Annotated in this window: 21 protein-coding genes; 10 read left to right on the top strand and 11 right to left on the bottom strand. The window is 68.5% G+C overall.

The features are described 5' to 3' along the window. Positions 1-126 precede the first annotated feature (126 nt). On the top strand, positions 127-858 hold the full coding sequence (locus ON26_RS11410) for a TetR/AcrR family transcriptional regulator (RefSeq protein ID WP_040796027.1): 732 nt from the start codon (positions 127-129) through the stop codon (positions 856-858). A gap of 12 nt (positions 859-870) precedes the next feature. Here the strand turns inward: ON26_RS11410 and ON26_RS11405 are convergent, their stop codons facing one another. Together ON26_RS11405 and ON26_RS11400 are read right to left on the bottom strand one after the other, a co-directional pair. After that, positions 871-1860: an AurF N-oxygenase family protein gene (locus ON26_RS11405; RefSeq protein ID WP_040796071.1), complete on the bottom strand. Its 990-nt coding sequence runs from the start codon at positions 1858-1860 to the stop codon at positions 871-873. A 358-nt stretch (positions 1861-2218) separates the two neighbouring features. Continuing rightward, a complete protein-coding gene (locus ON26_RS11400) occupies positions 2219-2764 on the bottom strand; it encodes a TetR/AcrR family transcriptional regulator (RefSeq protein WP_218000566.1) in 546 nt (181 codons plus the stop codon). 132 nt (positions 2765-2896) lie between these two features. On the opposite strand from ON26_RS11400, the gene ON26_RS11395 reads away from it, so the two are divergent. Continuing rightward, on the top strand, positions 2897-3412 hold the full coding sequence (locus tag ON26_RS11395; protein WP_051026956.1) for an anthrone oxygenase family protein: 516 nt from the start codon (positions 2897-2899) through the stop codon (positions 3410-3412). Then, complete coding sequence (locus tag ON26_RS11390; RefSeq protein ID WP_040796026.1) at positions 3409-3819, top strand: hypothetical protein; 411 nt, start codon at positions 3409-3411, stop codon at positions 3817-3819. Before ON26_RS11395 ends, ON26_RS11390 begins: the two co-directional genes overlap by 4 nt. Positions 3820-4032: 213 nt before the next feature. Here ON26_RS11390 and ON26_RS11385 read toward each other — a convergent pair whose 3' ends face one another. Beyond that, positions 4033-5328: a cytochrome P450 gene (locus ON26_RS11385; protein ID WP_040796025.1), complete on the bottom strand. Its 1296-nt coding sequence runs from the start codon at positions 5326-5328 to the stop codon at positions 4033-4035. Positions 5329-5460: 132 nt separating this feature from the next. Between ON26_RS11385 and ON26_RS11380 the strand changes: the two genes are divergently transcribed. Next, positions 5461-6132 (top strand): TetR/AcrR family transcriptional regulator, encoded by a 672-nt coding sequence (locus ON26_RS11380; RefSeq protein ID WP_083884011.1) that lies wholly within the window; start codon positions 5461-5463, stop codon positions 6130-6132. A gap of 64 nt (positions 6133-6196) precedes the next feature. After that, entirely contained in the window at positions 6197-7036 is an 840-nt protein-coding gene (locus ON26_RS11375; RefSeq protein WP_040796024.1) for a mycofactocin-coupled SDR family oxidoreductase, read from the top strand. A gap of 20 nt (positions 7037-7056) precedes the next feature. Here the strand turns inward: ON26_RS11375 and ON26_RS11370 are convergent, their stop codons facing one another. Next, entirely contained in the window at positions 7057-7860 is an 804-nt protein-coding gene (locus ON26_RS11370) for a sigma-70 family RNA polymerase sigma factor (protein WP_157171860.1), read from the bottom strand. 198 nt (positions 7861-8058) lie between these two features. Continuing rightward, a complete protein-coding gene (locus ON26_RS11365) occupies positions 8059-9006 on the bottom strand; it encodes a helix-turn-helix transcriptional regulator (protein WP_040796022.1) in 948 nt (315 codons plus the stop codon). Positions 9007-9255: 249 nt separating this feature from the next. On the opposite strand from ON26_RS11365, the gene ON26_RS34040 reads away from it, so the two are divergent. Both ON26_RS34040 and ON26_RS11360 read left to right on the top strand, forming a co-directional pair. Then, the gene (locus ON26_RS34040) at positions 9256-9396 is read left to right on the top strand and encodes a hypothetical protein (RefSeq protein WP_174375394.1); all 141 of its coding nucleotides are present in this window, start codon (positions 9256-9258) and stop codon (positions 9394-9396) included. Between the two features lie 44 nt (positions 9397-9440). Then, complete coding sequence (locus tag ON26_RS11360) at positions 9441-10223, top strand: Mut7-C RNAse domain-containing protein (RefSeq protein WP_051026955.1); 783 nt, start codon at positions 9441-9443, stop codon at positions 10221-10223. A 44-nt stretch (positions 10224-10267) separates the two neighbouring features. Here the strand turns inward: ON26_RS11360 and ON26_RS11355 are convergent, their stop codons facing one another. The 5 genes from ON26_RS11355 to ON26_RS11335 form a co-directional block, all read right to left on the bottom strand. Next, positions 10268-11074, bottom strand: coding sequence for a methyltransferase domain-containing protein (locus ON26_RS11355; protein WP_040796021.1), 807 nt, complete (start codon positions 11072-11074; stop codon positions 10268-10270). Between the two features lie 99 nt (positions 11075-11173). Continuing rightward, complete coding sequence (locus tag ON26_RS11350; RefSeq protein WP_040796020.1) at positions 11174-12505, bottom strand: alpha/beta hydrolase; 1332 nt, start codon at positions 12503-12505, stop codon at positions 11174-11176. 24 nt (positions 12506-12529) lie between these two features. Further along, on the bottom strand, positions 12530-13924 hold the full coding sequence (locus tag ON26_RS11345) for a hypothetical protein (protein ID WP_040796019.1): 1395 nt from the start codon (positions 13922-13924) through the stop codon (positions 12530-12532). A 411-nt stretch (positions 13925-14335) separates the two neighbouring features. After that, positions 14336-15652: a diacylglycerol/lipid kinase family protein gene (locus ON26_RS11340; RefSeq protein WP_040796018.1), complete on the bottom strand. Its 1317-nt coding sequence runs from the start codon at positions 15650-15652 to the stop codon at positions 14336-14338. A gap of 35 nt (positions 15653-15687) precedes the next feature. Beyond that, positions 15688-17382: a SulP family inorganic anion transporter gene (locus ON26_RS11335; RefSeq protein ID WP_281032388.1), complete on the bottom strand. Its 1695-nt coding sequence runs from the start codon at positions 17380-17382 to the stop codon at positions 15688-15690. A 528-nt stretch (positions 17383-17910) separates the two neighbouring features. On the opposite strand from ON26_RS11335, the gene ON26_RS33300 reads away from it, so the two are divergent. The 3 genes from ON26_RS33300 to ON26_RS11320 are packed head-to-tail and all read left to right on the top strand — an operon-like array spanning position 17911 to position 18964. Continuing rightward, positions 17911-18057, top strand: coding sequence for a DUF7144 family membrane protein (locus ON26_RS33300; RefSeq protein WP_157171859.1), 147 nt, complete (start codon positions 17911-17913; stop codon positions 18055-18057). Positions 18058-18093: 36 nt separating this feature from the next. After that, positions 18094-18519, top strand: coding sequence for a DUF7144 family membrane protein (locus ON26_RS11325; RefSeq protein ID WP_040796017.1), 426 nt, complete (start codon positions 18094-18096; stop codon positions 18517-18519). 40 nt (positions 18520-18559) lie between these two features. Continuing rightward, positions 18560-18964 carry a DUF7144 family membrane protein gene (locus ON26_RS11320; RefSeq protein ID WP_040796016.1) on the top strand — a complete coding sequence of 135 codons (405 nt, stop codon included), beginning with the start codon at positions 18560-18562 and terminating at the stop codon, positions 18962-18964. Positions 18965-18970: 6 nt separating this feature from the next. Here the strand turns inward: ON26_RS11320 and ON26_RS11315 are convergent, their stop codons facing one another. Continuing rightward, positions 18971-20359, bottom strand: coding sequence for an MFS transporter (locus ON26_RS11315; protein WP_040796015.1), 1389 nt, complete (start codon positions 20357-20359; stop codon positions 18971-18973). Positions 20360-20364: the final 5 nt, after the last annotated feature.

Raw genomic sequence — 20364 nt, 5'->3', positions numbered from 1 at the left:
TCAACCTAACGGCCCTCACGCGAGTATCGACCGGGTACCGGCAGTGTTTGTGATACCCGACGAACTCACCCGATACCCCTTGTGATCGGGTCCAGAGTGTGTCAGCCCTGCTCTAGACTCGGGTGCGTGCCGACCCTCGACCCACCGGATCCGCCGGCCGGCGGCAGGCGGGCGCGCTGGCAGCCGCACAACGAGGGGCGGCGGGAGCGGATCGTCGCGGCGCTCGTCGAATTGCTCGAGGAGAGCCCACCCGGCGCCGAGGTGCCGATGCAGCGGATCACCGAGCGGGCGGGGCTCGCGAAATCGGTGGTCTACCGGCAGTTCTCCGGACGTGACGAATTGGATCGGCGGACCAGGACGGCCATTGCCGACCGGTTCGCCGAGACGTTGGCCGCGGCGCTGGACGTCTCGGTCGGCTCCATCGACGAGATCCTGCACCGCACCGTCGCCGTGGTCGTGGACTGGATCGACCAGCACGCCGGGCTCTACGAGTTCCTCCGCCGCGGACCCGCCTACGGCGACCCGGACGACGTGGACGGCATCAGCAGCCTGAAGGACCGGATCGCGGCCGACACCCGTGAGCTGGTGTCGGGGCTGGCCGGAGTGGTCGGTGTGGTGGACGAGCCGGTGGTCGACACGATGACCTTCGCGATCGTGTCGATGACCGAGGCCACCGTGACCCGCTGGGTGCGCAGCCCGGAGCGCACACTGAGCCGGGAGCGGCTGATCGGCGAACTCGCGGGCTATGCCTGGAGCGTGCTCGACGGCGCCGCCCGCGCGCAGAACCTGGATCTCGACCCGGATGAGCCGTTGCTGTCCGCACTCACCCGGCTGTCCGCGGTCCGGACGCCGCGCTGAGTCCGGCTCCGGTCAGGCGATCCTTCGGACGGGCTCCCCTCGATGCCGCGAGGGCTCGCCGTCGATGTGGAGCAGCGACCACAGCTTCTTTCCGACGGGCGTCATCAAGCCCAGATCCTCGGCCAGCTTGCGTACGTCACCGAAGTAGCCGGACAGGATCCGCCGCGAATGCGGCGCGTGCCAGAACGCTTCGTCGAATACCTCACGCGGGATGCCGAACTTCCGCGCGAACGACCGCGGCGGCACCATGATCTCGCCGGCCAGCCAGCGCATCACCAGCGGAAAGGCGATAGCGGCCGCTGCCCGGCCCGCCGGGGACATGTGGGCCACGTGCGCCTCGAGGAACTTGTCGGCGAAGCTGATGTGGCGCGCTTCCTCGGCGATGTGGATCTGCATCGTGCGCCGGACCGCGGGCGGTAGGTTCGCGCCTTCGCGCAGCAAGGCCTTCTGGTAATGGTCGATCGGCTCCTCGCCACCGAGGATCCCGATGAACAGGATGACCGGGGCGAAGCCGCCCGCGACGCCGATGAAGGGGGAAAGCGCGCGGAAGACGGGCCGCATGCCGGGCACATCGTCGCCGATGCGGTTGACCAGCTCCTGGAACATCTGGATGTGGTTGCACTCTTCGGTCATCTCGTGCAGGCAGTACCGGAACTCCGGGGACCCGTTGGGCAGCTTCATGATGTACTGCATCACCCCGCGGATGAGCACACTCTCGAAGGCCGCACCGACCTTGATCGCGTTGGCGGTGCGCCACCGCCCGATCTCGATCTGCCGGTGGATCGCCAGATCGCGGTACCACCTGGTCGCGCCGAGCGGGTCGTGGTCGGCCGAGAGAACCCATCTCGGGTCGTTCGGGTCTATGGCGAATTCCGGTGCATCCCAATCGATATCGAGATAGGGGTCGAACTTTCGGTGCACCGACCCGTCGGAGAGCGTCGCCAGCGCTTCCCGGTAGGCCTGATCGAACAATCCTGTGCTCGCCGATTCGGACAGCGTCATCGATGCCTCCTCGTTTTCGCCGGCGATGCGACGCCGGCCGTGCGCACGCGAGCTGCGTGGCGTGATCCAGAATATATGGGACCGGCGGTCCCACACAACACCCGACCGCGAGCTCGGCGTGCTCATCTGGAGTTCGGTCAGGGCGTGAGGCCGGCCACCGGTCCGGCCGCGACAGCCGGGTGATGACGAACTCGTCACCGCGACGCAGGCGCTCGAAGCATTCGTCCCATTCCGGACGCCGAGCTGGTTCGCCGGAAGCCTTCTCGCCCCAGATCCGTTCGTACCCGCAGCATTGAGCGCGCCGGGCTGCGAATCGTCTTTCCGACCACGATCGATTTCTCAGCGGCTACGAGTGTGTTCATCGATCGACGAACTGGCGAGTACGTGCGGCTGTCAGAGCCAATGTAGCGGCGGCGTCGGCGGTCTTGTCATCGACCGGTTCACCGGTGATCAGGACGCGGAAATAGATCGGCGCCACAAGGGTTTTGATCATCTCAGCAGGGTTCGTACCGTCGGGAAGCTCACCGCGCGCGATTGCCCGCGTCACCACCGGCAGGGTCTGCCGAATCCTGTCGCGGAAGACATGTCGAGCAGAATTGGGCGGTGCGGGCAGGCCCGCGGCGGTGGAGACCAGCACGGCCAGCACCGCTCGGCCGGAGGCGCTGTTGACCCACGTGACGAGGCTGCGTGCGAGCGCGCACAGATCATCGTCGATCGAACCGGTGTCGGGAACGGGGATCTCGATGGCGACGCTGTCGGTCAACGCCTCGGCGATCAGGGTCTCACGGTCGGGCCATCGCCGGTAGACGGTGGTCTTGTGCACCCCGGTGCGGTGGGCGACGTTTTCGATCGTGAAAGCGGCATAACCTCGTTCGCTCAGCTCGTCGATGGTCGCCGCGAGCACGGCGGAGCGCACCTTGGCGCCACGTCCCAGGGACGCGGAAGAACCCATTGCAACTCCTAGTTGCGATATCGGAGACAGGCGGGCATGCTGACGATATCGCAACTCGATGTTGCGATAGGAGTGGAGTGGTTGATGCTGTCGAAATCCGTCAGGGGAGCCGCGTTGTTGTTCCCCGGCCTGTTGGCCGGAGCGTTCGGATACGGCGCGGTGAACGTGCTGTATGCGTTCCGTGAAGTGCCCCTCGATGTACGGTTCACGTTCCACACCGCGCTCATGCGGGTCAACGGCCCGGTCATGCAATCGCTGATGGCTCTGGCGGCCGCGAGCACCCTGCTGCTCGCGATCCGATCGACCCATCGGCAGCGTTGGATCGCTGCGAGTGCCTCGTCGTTGGTGTTCGCCTCGTTCGTGGTGACCCGATGGGGGAACGTGCCGATCAATCAGCGGATCAAGCACTGGCGGGTGGATGCCTTGCCCGCCGACTACACCGAGATCCTGCGACGCTGGGAACTGTTCCACTTCACCCGAACCGGCTGCGCCCTGGTCGCGTTCGCGCTGGCAATCATCACGATCATCGGATCCGCGACTGCCGAGAGTCCCCGGACCACCGGGCGGATCCAGCCATCCCCGGAGCAGGTGCGCCGATGACTCGCGAACACCTCGTGCCGGTCACAGGACAGACTCTGGGAATCATCGCCGACGGTGCGGTCAAGATACTGCTCGCCGGCGTCTACACCCTCGACGCCGAAGCCCTGGGTCATCGGCTCGGGGTGCAGCCCTGGCTGATGATCACCTGCGGGCTCGCGCTTTTCATCGGAGGCGGCGTCGAGCTCGGATACCTGCGTCGCCGTCCGGTCAGGACCTACCTGCGCCTGATGGTGGCCTATGACACCGGCTGGCTCGTAGTGACGGCGGCGGCCCTATCGCTTGCGCGACAATCCGGCCACTCGGCCGGCGAGCTGTGGATCGGCTATCAGACCATCATGCCCCTCGCCTTCGCCGCGCTGCTGACTGCTACCGGAGCCCGGCCCGCGATACAGCCAGGACGCGGATAGCCGATCGCAACTCGCTGACCGTGCACGCATCCGGTGTGGGCTCAGGAGCTACACCGAGATCAACGCCGGTACGGGACGGTTGCGGTACATGACACGATTCCGGCACCCCTCAGCGCGGCCGGCGTATACCCGTTCGGTTACGAACAGGACGTGGGTTGTATCCGCTACATCGAGAGCGTAGGCCCGGACGGGCGGAAGTGGTCGCTGTCGGATTCAGCGGCTCGCTGCTCGATCCGCCGGTTCGAGGGTGATGTGCAGCTCGCGCAGACCGCGCAGCAGGAACGTCGGCTCGTACTCGTACCTGCGTGCCGCGCGCGGCCCGTGCGCCGTCTCGTCCACAGCGATGGCGGTGCAGCGGTCGAGGATGCGCTCGAGGGTGATCCGGCCCTCCACCCGCGCGAGCGGCGCGCCCGCGCAGGTGTGCACGCCGCGGCCGAAGGCCAGGTGCTCGCGGGCATTGCGCCGATCGAGCCGGAACTCGTGCGGCGCTTCGAATGTGCGCGGGTCGCGGTTGGCGGCGCCGATGCAGATCATGACGACCGTGCCCGCGGGGATGTGCACGCCGCCGACCGTGGTGGTGCGGCGGGCGAGCCGGAAGTCGACCTTGGTCGGGCTTTCGTAGCGCAGCGATTCCTCGATGAACGCACCGATCAGGCTGCGATCCGCGCGCAGCCGTCGTTGCAGTTCCGGATGATCGGCGAGCACCTGGACCGCCGAGCTCAGCAGTTTGGTGACTGTCTCCTGGCCTGCCGCGAACAGGAAGGTGGCGGGCCGGACGACCTCGATGAGCTCGGGAATCGTGCCGTCGGGATACGGCGTGGTGGCCAGTGCCCCGAGGACGTCCGGGCGCGGCTCGCGTCTGCGCTCGGAGAGATATCCGGCGAACTTGTCGTCGAGCCATTGCAGCGGATTACTGCCGACCGGTTCGTGATCGAGCGCGCCGACCCGGCTGCCCGGCCGGGTGCTGCCGGTCAGCGTGAACAGGAATTCGTCGTGATCGCGCTCGGGGACGCCGAGCAGGTCGGCGATGGCGAGGGTCGCGAACGGCTTGGCGTAGTCGGCCAGGAATTCGCACTTGCCCTGCGCGCACGCGATGTCGAACTGCTCGTCGGCCAGCCGCCAGATGCATTCCTCGTTGTCCTTCAGGCGCTTCGGGGTCAGCAGGCGGCTCAGCAGCGCGCGGGCGCGCGTGTGTTCGGGCGGGTCCATGGTGACCATGTGCTCGAAGATCGGGAACCGGTCGCGATGGGCCTCGATCTGCGCGCTGATGTCCTCACCCTCCGGCACGAACGGCAGCGGCGGGAACGGCCCGCCGATCGAGACGCAGGCCGAGAAGGACTCGCTGTCGCGGAATACCTCGACGGCTTCCTGGTGGCCGGTGACCGCGACGACGCCCTGGTGCGGTTCCCGGAACACCGGGTTCCAGCTGCGCAGCTCGTCGAGGTAGTCGTAGGGGTACTGCGCGATGTCCGGGTCGGAGAAATAGTCGACTGTCGCGGGATCCGTCACCGGGGCCCACCCGCCTTCCTCCGGGGACCGATCGCAAATTTTATCGACCGATCAAATGTTAGAGTGCCCCATGGGTAGCACGAGGCAAGTCGGGCGGTCAAGGGTTCACAGCGCCGAACGCGGGCCGCGCTGATGGCCGGGCGCGGCCCGCGCAAGACCGCCGAGGGCGACACCCGCGGCAGGCTGATGGCGGCGACCGCGGCGATCATCCGCGAGGAGGGTTATGCCGCCGCGACCTCGCGGCGGGTCGCCGAGCGCGCCGGGGTCAGATCGGCGCTGGTCTACTACTACTTCCCGACGATGGACGACCTGTACCTGGCCGTGATGCGCACCGGGGCGGAACTCGCCCTCGGGCGCATGCGCCGGGCTCTCGCCGAGCAGGACCCGCTGCGCGCACTCTGGGTGATCAACAGCGAGAACCGATTCACCCAGCTCAACACCGAATTCATGGCGCTGGCGAATCACCGGAAGGCCATCGGTTCGGAACTGCGGGCCTATGCCGAGCGGGTGCGCGACATCGAGACCGCGGCCGTCACGCTCGTATTGCGCGCGCACGGCGTCGATACCGACGCCTTCCCGCCGGTGGTGATGTCGATCCTGCTCACCGGCGCGGCACGGATCATCTGCAACGAGGGCGCCGTCGGCATGACCCAGGGGCACGAGGAACTGCGCGCCTTCGTGGAGCGTTTCCTCGAGCAGTATCGGATGCCGACCGCACCGCCCACCGACAACGCCGCACCGAGCGCCGGGCGCGGGGACCAGGGTGCGGCCCCCCACGCGACCGTTGACACCCCCGACCGCTGATGCCACAGTGATTTGATCGTCCGATCAGCATTGGGCTGTCGGCACAGCGGGACGGGGTGGTCTCATGACAGGGCGGGTCGAGGGCAAGGTCGCCTTCATCACGGGCGCGGCGCGCGGGCAGGGCCGCAGTCACGCGGTGCGCTTGGCGCAGGAGGGGGCCGACATCATCGCCATCGACATCTGCGGGCCCGCGGGCGGCAGCCCGGACATCCCGCACGCCACACCCGATGATCTGGCCGAGACCGCGGACCTGGTGAAAGGTCTCGGTCGCCGGATCGTGGCCACTCAGGCCGATGTCCGCGACTACGACGCCGTGCGCGCCGCTGTCGACAGCGGCGTCGAGCAGCTGGGCAGGCTCGACATCATCGTGGCGAACGCCGGCATCGGCAACGGTGGCGCGACGCTGGCCGAGACCAGCGAGGACGACTGGCAGACGATGATCGACACCAATCTCGGTGGTGTCTGGAAGTCGGTGAAAGCCGGAGTGCCGCACCTGATCTCAGGTGGACGCGGCGGCTCGATCGTGCTCACCTCTTCCGTCGGCGGCCTCAAGGCCTACCCGCACACCGGCCACTACGTCGCCGCGAAGCACGGCGTCGTCGGCCTCATGCGCGCCTTCGCCGTCGAACTCGGCGCGCACTCCATCCGGGTCAACTCGGTGCACCCCACCAATGTGAATACTCCGCTGTTCATGAACGAGGGCACCATGAAACTCTTCCGGCCCGACCTCGAGAACCCGGGCCCGGCGGACTTCGCCCCGGTCGCCCAGTTGATGCACACACTGCCGGTCGGGTGGGTCGAGCCTTCCGACATCAGCAACGCCGTGCTCTTCCTGGCCTCGGACGAAGCCCGCTACGTCACCGGCGTCCCCCTGCCCGTCGACGCGGGCAGCATGCTGAAGTAACGCACCGGCCGGACCGGCGCCTACGGTCGCGGCGTGGACTCGCGGATGGTGGCGAGCGCGCGCGAGAGTATCCACGACACCTGTATCGGTGAGACGCCCAACTGTGCGGCGATCCGGGCCGGCGGCCGGCGGCGGAAGAATCGCAGATACACCACCCAGCGTTCGGTCTCCGAGAGCGTGGCCAGTACCCGGGAGGCGACCACTTCCTGCATGACGAGTTCGTATCCCGGGTCCTCGGCCTCATCGAGGGTGCCGCTCGTCGTCCTGTCCGCGATGGTGACGATCTCCGGACGCGTGGTGGCCGCACGGGAGCGGTAGCCGCTGTTCGCCAGCAGGGCGTGCGTCACCTCCTGCACGTCGGCGTCCAGTTCCCCGGCCACCTCCGCCGCGGTGGGGACGCGGGCCAGCCGGTGGGTCATCGCGTCCACCGTCGGCGTGATCTTCGCTCGAATCTCCTGGAGGCGGCGCACGACCTTCATCGCATACGTCTGGTCACGAGAGCGCCGACGCACGGCACCGAGGATCTCGGGGACCAGGAAGGCGACGAACGGCTTGTCCCGCAGGGGGTCGAAGCTGTCCACCGCCAGCGCTATCGCGAGGCTCGCCGCCTGGAACAGATCGTCGTAGGTGTCGCCGTGACCGCTGTAGCGGCGGGCGATGTGTTCGCCCAGCGGCAGGCATCGGCGAATGAGTTGCTCGCGTAGTGCCCGCGCCTCGGCGCTGTCCGGTGGCTTCTGCGCCAGTGCCGTCGATATCGCCTCGATCCCGCGGTGGGAATCGATGGGTCGTCGAGAGTTGTTCGCCGATCTTTCTCCGATTGCCATCTCTCCTGTCATCACGCCTCCAGCGCCTGTATCACCGGGCCGGCCCGGCATGCGGTCCGCGACCACCGGGTCCAGCCTTGCAGCAACAACGGTCGCGGGTCAGTCCGCTCAGGGACCTGATCGGGCGCGCGCAGGACAGAAAACGAAGACTTCGGCAGGAAATCGGGTGACCGCGGGCTTGCGGCGGGATCAGCCGGGTCAGCTGCGCAGCGTCGCTAGCGGCGCCTGTCCGTAGAGGTCGCGATAGGCGATGGCGAACCGGCCGGGATGGGTGAAGCCCCACTCCGAGGCGACCGCGGTGACGGTGGTGCCGTCTCCCCGATCGGCGGCGGCCAGTTTCTCGTGGGCAGCCGCCAGGCGCAACCTGCGCAGGTATCCCAGCGGGGTGGTGTCGAGATGACGCCGGAAGGCGAGTTGCAGCGCCCTGGGTGTGACGTACGCGGCGGCCGCGATGTCGGCCACGGAGATGTCGTCGCGCAGATGCGTCTCGATATAGGCGACGGCCCGGCGCACCGTGTCCGAGTGCGCGTCGTTGCGGTCGGTGGCAGTCGGCTCCAGCAGCGCTGTCGTCGGCATCGTTTCCAGCACCGTGACAGCGAGATAGTCCGCCGCGGCCGCGGCCGCCAGTTCACTGCTCGCGGTGAGCGGGTCGGCGGCAAGACCTCGCAGGTGGTCGATCACGTGCGCCAAGCGGCGGCCCGCGGCGAGGCTGATCGGACGATGCCCCTCGAATCGCAGCGGTGCCGGGCGGCCCGCGGCCGAGGCGACACGTTCGAGCAGGGCCGTGTCGAACATGGTGAGGGTGTAGCTCGCAGCGCGGACGACACCGGAGAAGTTCACGTCGGGCGGCGTCAGCAGGCCCACGTCCCCGGGGACGAACACCTCGTCGCCGGATCGACGATCGGACTCTTCGATGACGCCGGATCGCACCGTGCACAGACACACTTTGTGCAGTGGCTCGGTGCTGTACCGCATGTCGAAGCCCAGATCGAGCACGTCCACGCTCACCGAGCCGAGCGTATCGCGGCGGATACGAGCGCTCGACTCCCGTGAGCTGTCGTTGCCGATACGCATCGGGCTGTAGGCACTGATGAGGAACTGCTCGGTCGCCTCCAGATCGTTGCTGTCGAAGTTCAGATTCTGCATCCTTAGCCGCCTGTTCCGACCGCCGTCTTTGTATCGCAATACCACCTGATGCGTATGTCATGCCATCGCATGGCGCTCGTCACGGGAGCGGGCGAAATCGCTGGTAGACGGCATTTCCGTGACCTGCCGCACGAGATGTGCCGGGCAGTCCACCGACCTCGCCGAGCTGTTCGCGCGGCCGCGCCGGGAGTAGGCTCCGATCACCGCCCGGTTTCGAGCCGGGGGTCGGCACACCCACGGAATCCGGACATGCAGACGAACACAGGCGAGATCGCCGACGGCATCCATCGCATCTCCGCCTTCGGGCCCGGCGTCGGCCCCACCGGGTCGACGGCGCGCCGGCGCTGCACGACCCATGCCACCGTCCAGAAGGAGCGACTGACCGCGTGAGCCCCGACGATGGGTCCGTCCCGCACGATGTGGGCACCGTCGAGATGCGCGTCTACGCCGAGCTCAACGATTTCCTGCCCGCGCGAGGCCGCTATGGGGTGCTGACGAGGCCGGTCCGGCCGCACCAGACGGTCAAGGACGTCGTCGAAGCGGTCGGCATCCCGCACACCGAGATCGACCTGCTGCTCGTGAACGGCGAATCCGTCGGCTTCGGGCACCGCCCGCGCGCGGGTGACCGGCTGGCCGTCTACCCGATGTTCGAACGTCTGGATATCTCCGCGACGACGAGAGTGCGACCGCGGCCGCTGCGGGAACCACGCCTGCTGGTCGATGTGAATCTCGGCGGCGCGGCGCGATTGCTGCGGCTGATGGGCCTCGACGTCCGCTGCGAATTCGCCGCCGACGACTCCGAGCTGGCCGAGATCGCCACTCGCGACCATCGCATCCTGCTCACCCGCGACCGTGGGCTGCTCGCGCGCCGGATCGTCACCCACGGCGTCTTCGTGCGGGCCGATCAGCCGGTCGAACAGGTGGTGGAAGTGATCGACCGGCTCGATCTCGCCGACCGCATCGCCCCGTTCACCCGATGCCTGCGGTGCGGTCACCCTCTGCTGGACGTGGCCAAGGCGGACGTCCTCGACCGGCTTCCGCCCTTGACTCGTCGCTATCACGACACCTTCCGGCGTTGTACGGGCTGTGCGCGGATCTACTGGGCGGGCGCCCATCAACAGCGACTCGACGACACCGTACGGCGCATCAAGGCCGCGATCGGACCGTCGGCCCGACGGGAGAGCGACCGGATCGAGGGAGCCGACAGCGGCGGATGAACCGCACGAGGCGTTGTCCGGCTCGTCCGTACCGACACCACGGGTCAGGGTTTGTGAGCGAGCACGGCGAACATCGTCACCGAGAAGTGGTAGTCGCCCGCCGCGATCCCGGCTTCGATATCGGCGATCAGTCGATCACGCTGATCGGCGGTGACACCCCCTTGCGAGACGCCGCCTGCCACGATGCCCCGGCACATCGGCAGCACGGTCGCCGGATCCCAGACGACGGCCTCGGAGCCGATCTCGTCGATCGCGAAGCCCGCCTCGACCAGCAGGCCGCGAAGCCGCCGGCCGGAACGAGGATTCGGGATCTCCGCGTCCATCCGATCGCGCAGCGCACCGATGACCTGCGGATCCCCCGGATGGAGGATCGCCGTCGGCCAGTCGCTGTCGATCAACGCCACCCGGCCGCCCGGCCGCAGCACCCGGGCGATCTCGGCGGTGGCCCGCGCCGGCTCGTCGAGATGCTGATACACCCGTTCGCACCGCAGGACGTCGACAGTCGCGGCGGGCAACGGCAGCGCGTAGGCCGATCCCCCGACGAATGCGGCGCGCGTCCCGGCCGCGCGATCCCTGGCCAGCGCCAGGATGGACGGGTTCGGATCGATGCCGATCGCCCGCCCGGAGTCGCCGACCAGCCCGGCCAACTCCACGACCTCGGTGCCGGTGCCGGAGCCGAGATCCACGGCCGTCTCCCCCGGTTGCACGGCCAGTGCGTCACGGACCCATCGACGTAGGCGCACCACGCCGGGCAGCGCGGCCTGATCGTCGAGGAGCCGCACGATCTGCTCCTGTTCGGCCTGGTGAACCCGGTCGATGTGAAAAGACGGAACGCCATGGCGATCGCTCACCCGGCCAGTATGCGCGCGGCTCTTGTGTGCGCGACGTCACCGCCACCGCGTGGAGTCCGCCTTGTGATACGGCGGTTGCGCTCGACGCTCCCGGCATCGTCACGAGGCGTCGATACCGAGGCGACGACCCAGCCACGGGATTTCCTTCTCCAAGCCGGCGGACCACACCTCGAAGGTGTGCCCGCCGGGCAGTTCGGTGAGATGCACGTCCACCCCGGCAGCGCGCGCGGCGGTCACGAGTTGCCGGGTCGCACGGTGCGATTCGGCGTCGTCGGTCCCGACCACGAAGGCGCCTGCCGAGCCGGGATAGCGATGGCGGGCCAGCAGATCGGCGGGGTTGTTGCGGGCGAACGCCTCGGCGTCGCCGCCGAAGACCCCCCGGATGGTCGACGGCCGGTCCTCGTGGACCGGTTCGGCCTGCCCGGACATGTCGATGAAGGTGGGATACACCTCCGGGCGGGTGGTCGCCAGTTGCAGAGCGCACGTGCCGCCGTAGGACAGACCGCCCACCGCCCATGCCCGCGGATCCGGGTCGACCTGCAGGTTGGCGCGTATCCAGTTCGGCACGTCGACGCCGAGATAGGTGGCGGCGTTTCCGAGGGGGGAGTCGACGCACAGCGGGTCGTCCATCCATCCGCCGGTGCCGTCGGCGAGTACGACGATCGGCGTCAGCCCTCGATGGTCGGCCGCGTACGCGTCCATGGTCTGGGTGAGCCTGCCGCCGACGAGCCAGTCCTCGGTGCTGCCGGGCTGACCGGCCAGGAGCACGAGCACCGGGAGGTCGGGACGCGGGTCCGCGAAATACGCCGGTGGCAGGTATATCCGGGCCGCGCGGGCGGAGAAGCCCGAGACGGTGGCCGGGATCGAGGTCTGCGTCACGGCGCCGGTTCGCGGCAGATCCTTCGGCGGCGCCCACTCCGAGAGTGGGACCCGCTCCTCCGGTGCCGCCTTGGGCGCCAGTGCGGCATCGAAGGGCACGATGCGGTAATCGTCGTGTCCGAGTGCGGCGCCCATCGTCGGGTACTCGTCGTACACCGCGTTGATTCCTCCGGCGGCGCAGATCACCACCGCCAGCGCGACTCCCGCGAGCCCGACGGCCACGAACGGCCGCAGCCGATCACGGCCGCGGACCGACCACCGTCCGGCAAGCAGCGTCAGGGCGAGAACACCCGCACCCGACCAGACATAGACCACCGCAGGCAGGCTGTCGGGAAAGGGCTGCCAGACCTTCTCGATGATCACGGCGGCGAGCGCGACCGTCGCAACGGCACCCGCTACCGCCGTCGCCAGCCCGACGCGCAGCCAACGCCGGTGACGGCGCGCAGCCAGGACGAGAAGACCCGTCGATGTGACGACGACGAAGACGGCGATCGCCCATCCCGTCGTCACCCTGAGGTCGAGCACCGCTTCGCCGAGGCCGGTCGAGGACATGTCGTCCAGTATGCGTGTGCTCCGCTACGGCGCGCCCACACCGGCCGGCGCGGGGTCCTGTTCGGTGCGGGCGGGACGAATGAGCACTTCCAGCGCGAGCAGCGCCAGCAGCGCGCCGAGCACGGTCCAGACGACCACCATGCCGGTCGGATAGGACCAGAACACGAGCAGCGCGGCGGCCACGGCGACGATCGACCAGCGCAGCACGTTCCGGAACCGGTGGAGCCGGACCTGCCACGCGCCCGGCGGCCGGGAGCGCCGGAGGCCCGAGACGGCATCCATCCCGCGCCCGAATTCGCGACGCAGCATCGCGGCCGAGGCGGAGGCGCCGGTGAGATAGGCGGCGAGGGCGATCACGCCGCCGAGCACCGCCACCGCGCGCAGCGAGGTCCGCAGCGGCGTCGACATGGTGGTGATGATCGCATCCGCCGCTCCCGGCGACAGGACGTCGGGTGGAATCCGGTCCAGATACACCGCCCGCGTGATGAGCAGCGCCGATGCCAGGACGAGCATGCCCACGGCGATGGCGAGTCCGGCGAAGGCGAGGGCGCGACGGCGACGGCCGCCGGGCGCCACGACGATCGCCGCCACCGCGGCGGCGATCGTCAGCCAGGGCAGCACGCCGGCGGCTTTGTCGAGGTTGTCGACCGCGCGTTGGGCGCGAACCAGTTCCGGCGACCGGAACAAGACGAATTGCCTGTCGACCGCGGGGATCTTCTCGGCGAAGGTGAAACCGCGATCGACCAGTCGCGCTCCGACCTCCTCGATCATCGGGCCGAGCGACAGGGTCACCGTCCCGCTCTCGTCGATATCGACGGACTCGGGTCCGGCCTGTCCGGTCGCCACCCGCACCAGTGCGGCGTGGGCGGTGCGATTGGCCTGCACCCACAGATCCTGGAACTGATCGCTGTGCACGAAGGAGCGCACGGTGTCGTCGACGAAGTCGCGCGCCTGCCGGTCGATCACCGGGGCCAGACCTTCTATCGCGCGATCGATCCGCGGCCGGTTCTGCGCCGCGGGCACCGACTCGGCCACCGCGGCCAAGGCGTCCGCCGTCAGCCCCTCCACATCGACACGCTCGAAGATCGCGTCGGTGATCCGGGTCGAGATTTCGCTCTGCAGCGCCGGATTCGTGGCCAGCGGCGCGACGGTGGCGACATAGCGATCGGTGTCGAGGATCTCGGAGCGGATATACCGCGACAGCACCGAGGTGATCGCCAGCACCGCGACCAGCACCGACAACAGCGCCACCGCCGCCCACCGCCACCGCTGCCGCGACAGCCGGGGCGGCGGTGGCGGTGGCGCACCGCCAGCTGCGGCCCGTAGCGCCGCCACTTCGGCGCGCAGGCGGTCCAGCTCGGCACGCTCCGCGGTATTCAGCCCGCCATCTGTTCCGTTTCCGGGGCTGTCGGAATCCATTCGGTCCTATCCCTCATCGCGCTATTCGTTCCAGTCGCACACCGCGAATGTGTATTTTTCGTGATGTGCCGGAAGCGAAGTGAATTGTCGGGTTTGCGAACAGATGTCGAGCGTCCTGCGCCGAGCTTCTGGCGCACTTCGATCAGATTAACACCGCCGGCGCCGCTCGCTTCCGCGAATATCCGTCCGAACCACGCGCCGATTTATCCGGCCCAGCGGTGACCTGCCAGGGACGATCGTTTTCCATGTCGGGGAAATTGTGGTGCACGGATTCGATATCGACCCGTCAGGCCCTGTCGACCAGCCGTTGAACGAATTCCCGACCGGTCGTCGGCCCAGCTGAAAGACCAGGGTGTGCCGACCGGATCCGGATTCGAGTCGGAGAGCGCGCGGATCCATTTGTCGCGTGAATCAGCCGAATGCCAAGCGCCGCAGCCGGACCCAGTCGACGGCCGGGGCGGAGGCGCGTCGGGCAGGTCTGTTCCTGGGCAGCCGCACGCGCAGTGCGCCGGGTTCGATGACGCACCGTACCGGGGTGTCGAGCAGCAGCGATTCACCGTCGACCCCGACCGGGATGCGACTGTGGTCGGCGTCGATGGTCACCGCGGTCGCGGTGCGCTGGGTGAGGCCGCGGGTCCGGGTGCGGTGCAGCAGGCCGACGGCGGCCGCGGTGCCGGTCACCGACACGGTCACGATGCCGAGCACGCCGCGGTCCAGCCGGTCCCGGCGGCTCAGGCCCGCGAGATCGCTGGTGCCATAGGGGTTGTTGCTCACCAGGATCGCCTGCGGCGCGACGATGCGCGACCCGTCGATGTCCGCGCTCAGCCGTGCCCCGCGGTGCCCGGTCAGCAGATCCGGCAGCTGCTCGAGCACCGTGGCGGTCTTGTCGTCGCGGTAGGCGGGGTCTTTCACGATCTCGGCGTAGATGCCGAAAGACGCGTTGTTGACGAAGGGCCTGCCGTTGATGCGGGCCAGGTCGATCCGCAGTTCGACGCCGTCGGTGAGCGCGGCCAGCGACGCGGCGGGGTCCGCGCGGTCCAGACCGAGGTCCATCGCGAAGTGGTTGCGAGTACCCGCGCTGATCACCAGGAACGGCAGGCCGTGCTCGGCCGCCACCCCGGCCACCAGCGCCTGGGTCCCGTCACCGCCCGCGACGCCCAGCAGATCGGCCCCGCGCGCGGCGGCCGCACGCGCGACCGCCTCCACATCGACCGTGCCCGGCCCTTCGAGCAGAACGACTTCGGCGCCCAGCGCTTCGGCCCGTCGCCGCAGATCGAACTTGCCGACCTTCCCGCCGCCGGAGTGCGGATTCATGATCAGGAAGGGCCGACGCGGCGGTGGGGCCGGGTACTCGGGCATCCCGGCTTCCTTCGGATCGGGACGCAGCGCCACCCGGGCGCAGGCCACGGCCGCCGGCACGAGGACCGATGTCAACAGCACCACCCACAGCAGCTGCGCGCGAACGAACAGCGCGACAGCTAGCACCGGCGCGACGATCGCCACGCACAGCGACAGCCACCGCAGCGCGCCCCGCGTGATCAGCGCCCGGTACAGCGCCGCGACCACCAGCACCACCGCGCAGGCGCCCACGCCGACCAGCCCCAGCGCGCCCCGCAGGCCCGCCCCCAGTATCGGAGTCAGGGCGGCCGCGGCAGTGAGCGCGAAGGCCAGACGCGCCGACCACATCCGAGTCGCGGACGCTGCTCGGTCGTAGTCATCGGTGGTCATGGCTGCTCATCTCCGATCGTCGGTTCGGTGCTCGCTCACTCGCTCGTGGGGTGGTCACGGCGTTCGAAGGCCTCGACCGCGGCTTCGACGGTGGGGAAGAAGTGGGACGCGTCGAACCGGTCACCGACCCCGAATCGGATGAGTCGGTCCTTGATCGGGCCCTTCATCTCCGCGAACACCAACTGGATGCCCGCACCTTCGAGGTAGCGGTCCAGGTCGACGAGTTCGTCCACGGCGGTGGTGTCCAGGCCGGTGATCGGCTCGGCCGCGACGATCACCCATTCGGTCCGGGTGGGCGCCTTCTCGACCACCGAACGGACAAAAGAGCCGAAGATCTCGCCGTTGGCGAAGAACAGCGGTGCGTCGAAGCGCACCAGCACCACACCGGGGATGCGCTGACCGTCGGGATGGCGTTCGATGTCGTGGAAGCCGGGCCGGTCGGCCGTCCGGACGAGTTCGGCGCGGTGAGGTTGCCAGGCGCGGGCGACCACAGCGACGAAGGACAGCCCGACCGCGACCAGGATGCCCTGCAGCACACCGACGAGCGCGACGCCGAGGAACGCCGCCACCGCGAGCCCGAACTCCACCGTGCTCATCCGCCACAGCCGGATGGTGCCGCGCACATCGACCAGCGCGGTGGCGGCCACGATGACGACGGCGGCCAGCGTCGCGTCGGGCAAATAGGCTGTCACTCCCGGCGCGAGCAGCACGAACAGCAGGACGGCCACCGCTCCCACGACACCGGCCAATTGCGTGTGCGCCCCGCTCTGCTCGGCCACCGGGGTGCGGGACCCGCTCGCCGAGACGGGGAAACCGCCGAACAGCCCGCCTGCCACATTGGCGACGCCGATCGCCTTCATCTCGGTACTGCCGTTCACGTTCTCGCCGTGCCGGGCGGCGAAAGTCCGGGAGAGCACACCGGAGTCGGCGAACGCGATCAGGGCGATACCGGCCGCCGGTCCCACCAGACGCCCGACATCCGACCACTCGACCCCGCCCAGCGACGGCAGCGGCAGCCCGCTGGGCAGCGCGCCGACCATGCCGATGTCGTCGGGCAGCCCGGCAGCCGCCGACACCGCGATCGCCCCGGCGACGGCCAGCAGCACGCCGGGCACCGTGGGCAGCCATACCCGAAACGCCACGATGACAGCCAGTGATCCGATGCCGACCGCCGCCGCGACCGGGTCGATGCCATCGGAGACCACCGAGCGCCCGATCTCGGCGATCTCCCGCAACACGCCGGGCGCGTCGACGGAGAAGCCGAGGAGTTTGGGCACTTGCCCGACGATCACGATCAGCGCGATGGCGTTCAGATATCCCAGGCGGATCGGCTTGGACAGCAATTCGGTGACGAACCCGAGATTCAGGAACCCGCCGACGAGCAGGATCATGCCGACCAGGACTGCGAGCACACCCGCCAGCGCCAGCGCGCTCTCCGGATCCCCTGCCACCGCCAGCGGCAGCACCGCGGCGGCGATGAGCGGGGCGAGCGACGAATCCGGTCCGAGGACAAGGATTTTCGACGGTCCGCAGAGCGCGTAGGCGAGCAGCGGCACGATGGTGGCGTAGAGACCGGCGTAGGCGGGCAGCCCGGCCGCCTCGGCGTAGCCCATACCCGCCGGAATCAGCAGGGCTGTCAGCACCAGACCGGCCGTGATGTCGTCGCGCAGCCACTCCCCGCGATAGCCGGCGGCGGTGGCCACGCCGGGCAGTTTCCGCAGAACAGGCAACCGGAACATGGTCGCGGCGTTCAGTGCGCGATGGGGATGGTCACCCACCGGCCGAGGCAGGCCGGACACTGTCCCGGGGCCGACGGGGCGGTCATGAGCAGTTCCTGCAGAAACCCGATCTCCACCGGACACACCGTAACGACAACGGGGATCGACAGCATCTTCAGCGCGCCGAGTACCGGCGGGTCCATCCGCACTGGGGGTCACGGCGCATGCTCGTCCTCTCCCGACGCGGTATTCGCTCGCGCATTCGAAACGCGGCGCGATCGATCACGCGAATATCCAGTGTCGGCACTACTGCGCCGAGGCGTCCTCACCCGTTCCGGGTGATACCGGAACGACGGTATTTTGTGTACACAGAATGGACGCCTCGAGCGTAGATTCGACGAAAATGCCGCCGACGAGAGGCTCGTCATGGCTCCTGCATCGTCGTCCGGGCCCGCGCCTGTGCGAGAACTGATACGACGTGAGAATGTCGCGGCCGGAATCTCGCCGGCGGCGGCGACGATGCTCTTCACACTGGCCGCGGTGACGGTTCTGCAGGGAATCGCGGCGGTGGTCATCGTGGCGAATTTCCTGGCGCTGCCGCACTGTCCGGCGTGGTCGATCGCGGTCGTCGTGTTGAGCGTGGTGGTGAGCTGGGCTGTCGCGACCTGGGATCCGCAGCAACTCTGAAGCTTCTCCCCCGGCGTCGAACAAGGAGGCACTCCCATGACCTACCGACCGGAAACCCGAGAGGCCCCGCCCGCCGAGCCTATGCAGAAGCAGGGCATAGCCACCGGAATCTCGCTCGTCGCGGCGATCATGCTGATGGTTCTGGGCGCGTTGTCGATCCTGGAGGGCACGGTGGCCATCTCCGGTGACGAGATCTATGTCGCCGGCGTCGACTACATCTATGCCTTCGACACGACCACCTGGGGCTGGATCCACGTGATCCTCGGCGTCATCGGCCTGGTCTGCGGCGCGGGCCTGCTGTTCGGCACCAGATGGGGCCGCTACGCCGCCATCGTCATCGCCGCGCTGGTCATGATCGCGAACTTCCTCTCCCTGCCCTACTACCCGGCATGGTCACTGCTGGTCATCGCACTCAGCATCGTGGTGGTCTGGGCCGTGGCCACCTGGCAGCCGCAGGGCTGATCGCGCCTCAACCGAACCTTCGAGAGAAAGGCGTCACACCATGTCGACAACAGATGACCGCCGAGTCCAGCAGGCCGTCGCGGCCGGGACATCCATCGGCGCCGCGGTGCTGTTGATGGCCGCCGGCTTTCTGTCGATCTTCCAGGGGATCTCCGCCATCGCGAAGGACGAGATCCTCATAGCCGGTCCGAATTACATCTACCAGTTCAATACGACGACATGGGGCTGGATCCACCTCGTGCTCGGCGTCCTGATCGTCGTCACGGCGCTCGCCCTGATGGGCGGAGCCTTGTGGGCGCGGGTGGTGGCGGTCGTCCTCGCAGCGCTGTCGGTGCTGGGGAACTTCCTGTGGCTGCCCTACTACCCGTGGTGGTCGATCGCGGTCATCGCCTTGGACGTGGTGGTGATCTGGGCGGTGACGACCTGGCAGCCGGACCGGGCCTGAGCCGATTCAGGGATTCGTCCTCGCGGCCGCGGGGCTCGTCCGGGGCAGCATAGCCGCCGCGACGAGCCCGCCGAGCCCGAGCGCGGCGAGCGTGATCATGGCCGCCGCGTAGGCGTGACCGGTCAGGTTGGCGACGAGGATGGTGCCCGCGAGCGCGGTGCCCAGCGAGGACCCGAGATTCGACACGCTGCGGGACAGACCGGAGATCTCACCCTGTAGTTCCTCACCGAAGCTGGACTGCACCATCGTCACCGACGGGGTCAGCATCACGCCGAGGCCGGTGCCGATCAGGAACAACCCCGGTGCGGACGCCCACGGATCGGCGGACCTGCCCGCGATGGCCAGCAACAGACCGACTCCTGCGATGGCCACCACGAAGCCCGCCATGATGAGCGTGCGCGGGGCGCGACGCCGGGCGAACCGCTCGGCCGACAAGGAGGTGATGAGCAGGCCCGCCGTGGCCGCGGTGAAGATGATCCCGGTCTCGATCGCGTTGTAGCCGCGCACGACCTGCAGATAGGCCGCGACCACGAAGGAGGTGCCCATCAGCAGCAGCCACTGGACGTTCTGGGTGATCAGGCCGAGGTTGGAGGTGCGGTTACGGAAGAGACGCGTCGGCAGCAGCGGTTCTCCCCCGGAACGTTCGGTCGCGCGGATGGAGAGGAAGAACAGCGTCAACACCACCGCCCCGAGCGTCAGCAACACCACCATCAGAACGAAGTTGTCGTCGGCGGCGAGGATGCCGGTGACCAGCATGACGAGACCGAGCGCGGACAGCACTGCGCCGCGGAGGTCGAAGGACCGTTCCGGATGCGGCGGCAGCGGGTCGAGGACGCGGCGGCTCAGCAGGATGATCGCGACGATGACCAGAGCCTGGAACCCGAAGGCCGCCCGCCAGCTCAGCGCCGAGGTGATCAGGCCACCGATCAGCGGACCGGCGGCCGCGCCGATGCCGCCCATGGCCATGATGGCGCCGAAAGCCTTGGCGCGAGAAGTCATTTCGGTGAACAGCAGAGTGGTGAGGATATAGACCGGCGGGATGAGCAGGGCGGTGCCCACACCTTCGAGAATCGAATTGCCCAGGATCAACCAGCCCAGGTTCGGCGCGAGTCCGCTCATCAAGGCGCCGACGCCGTAGAGAGCTAGACCGAGGATGAAGCACCGCTTGCGGCCGTATCGATCGGTGAGCTTGCCGCACGGAATCATCAGCGCGGCCATCACCAACAGGAACAGAGTGATCGCGACCTGCACGCCCTTCACGGTGGTGTCCAGATCGGCACTGATGTCGGAGATCATCACATTCATGCTCGAGCCGGCGAAGGAACAGATGAACTGCGCCGAGGCCAGCGGGAGCAGCACCCCGCGGGGACGGGTGATCTCGGTCGTCTCCGCCATCCGCG

It is taken from the genome of Nocardia higoensis NBRC 100133, from assembly GCF_000308595.1.
In the GTDB taxonomy this organism is placed as follows: domain Bacteria; phylum Actinomycetota; class Actinomycetes; order Mycobacteriales; family Mycobacteriaceae; genus Nocardia; species Nocardia higoensis.
This window is presented reverse-complemented; position numbering and strand designations above follow the sequence as displayed.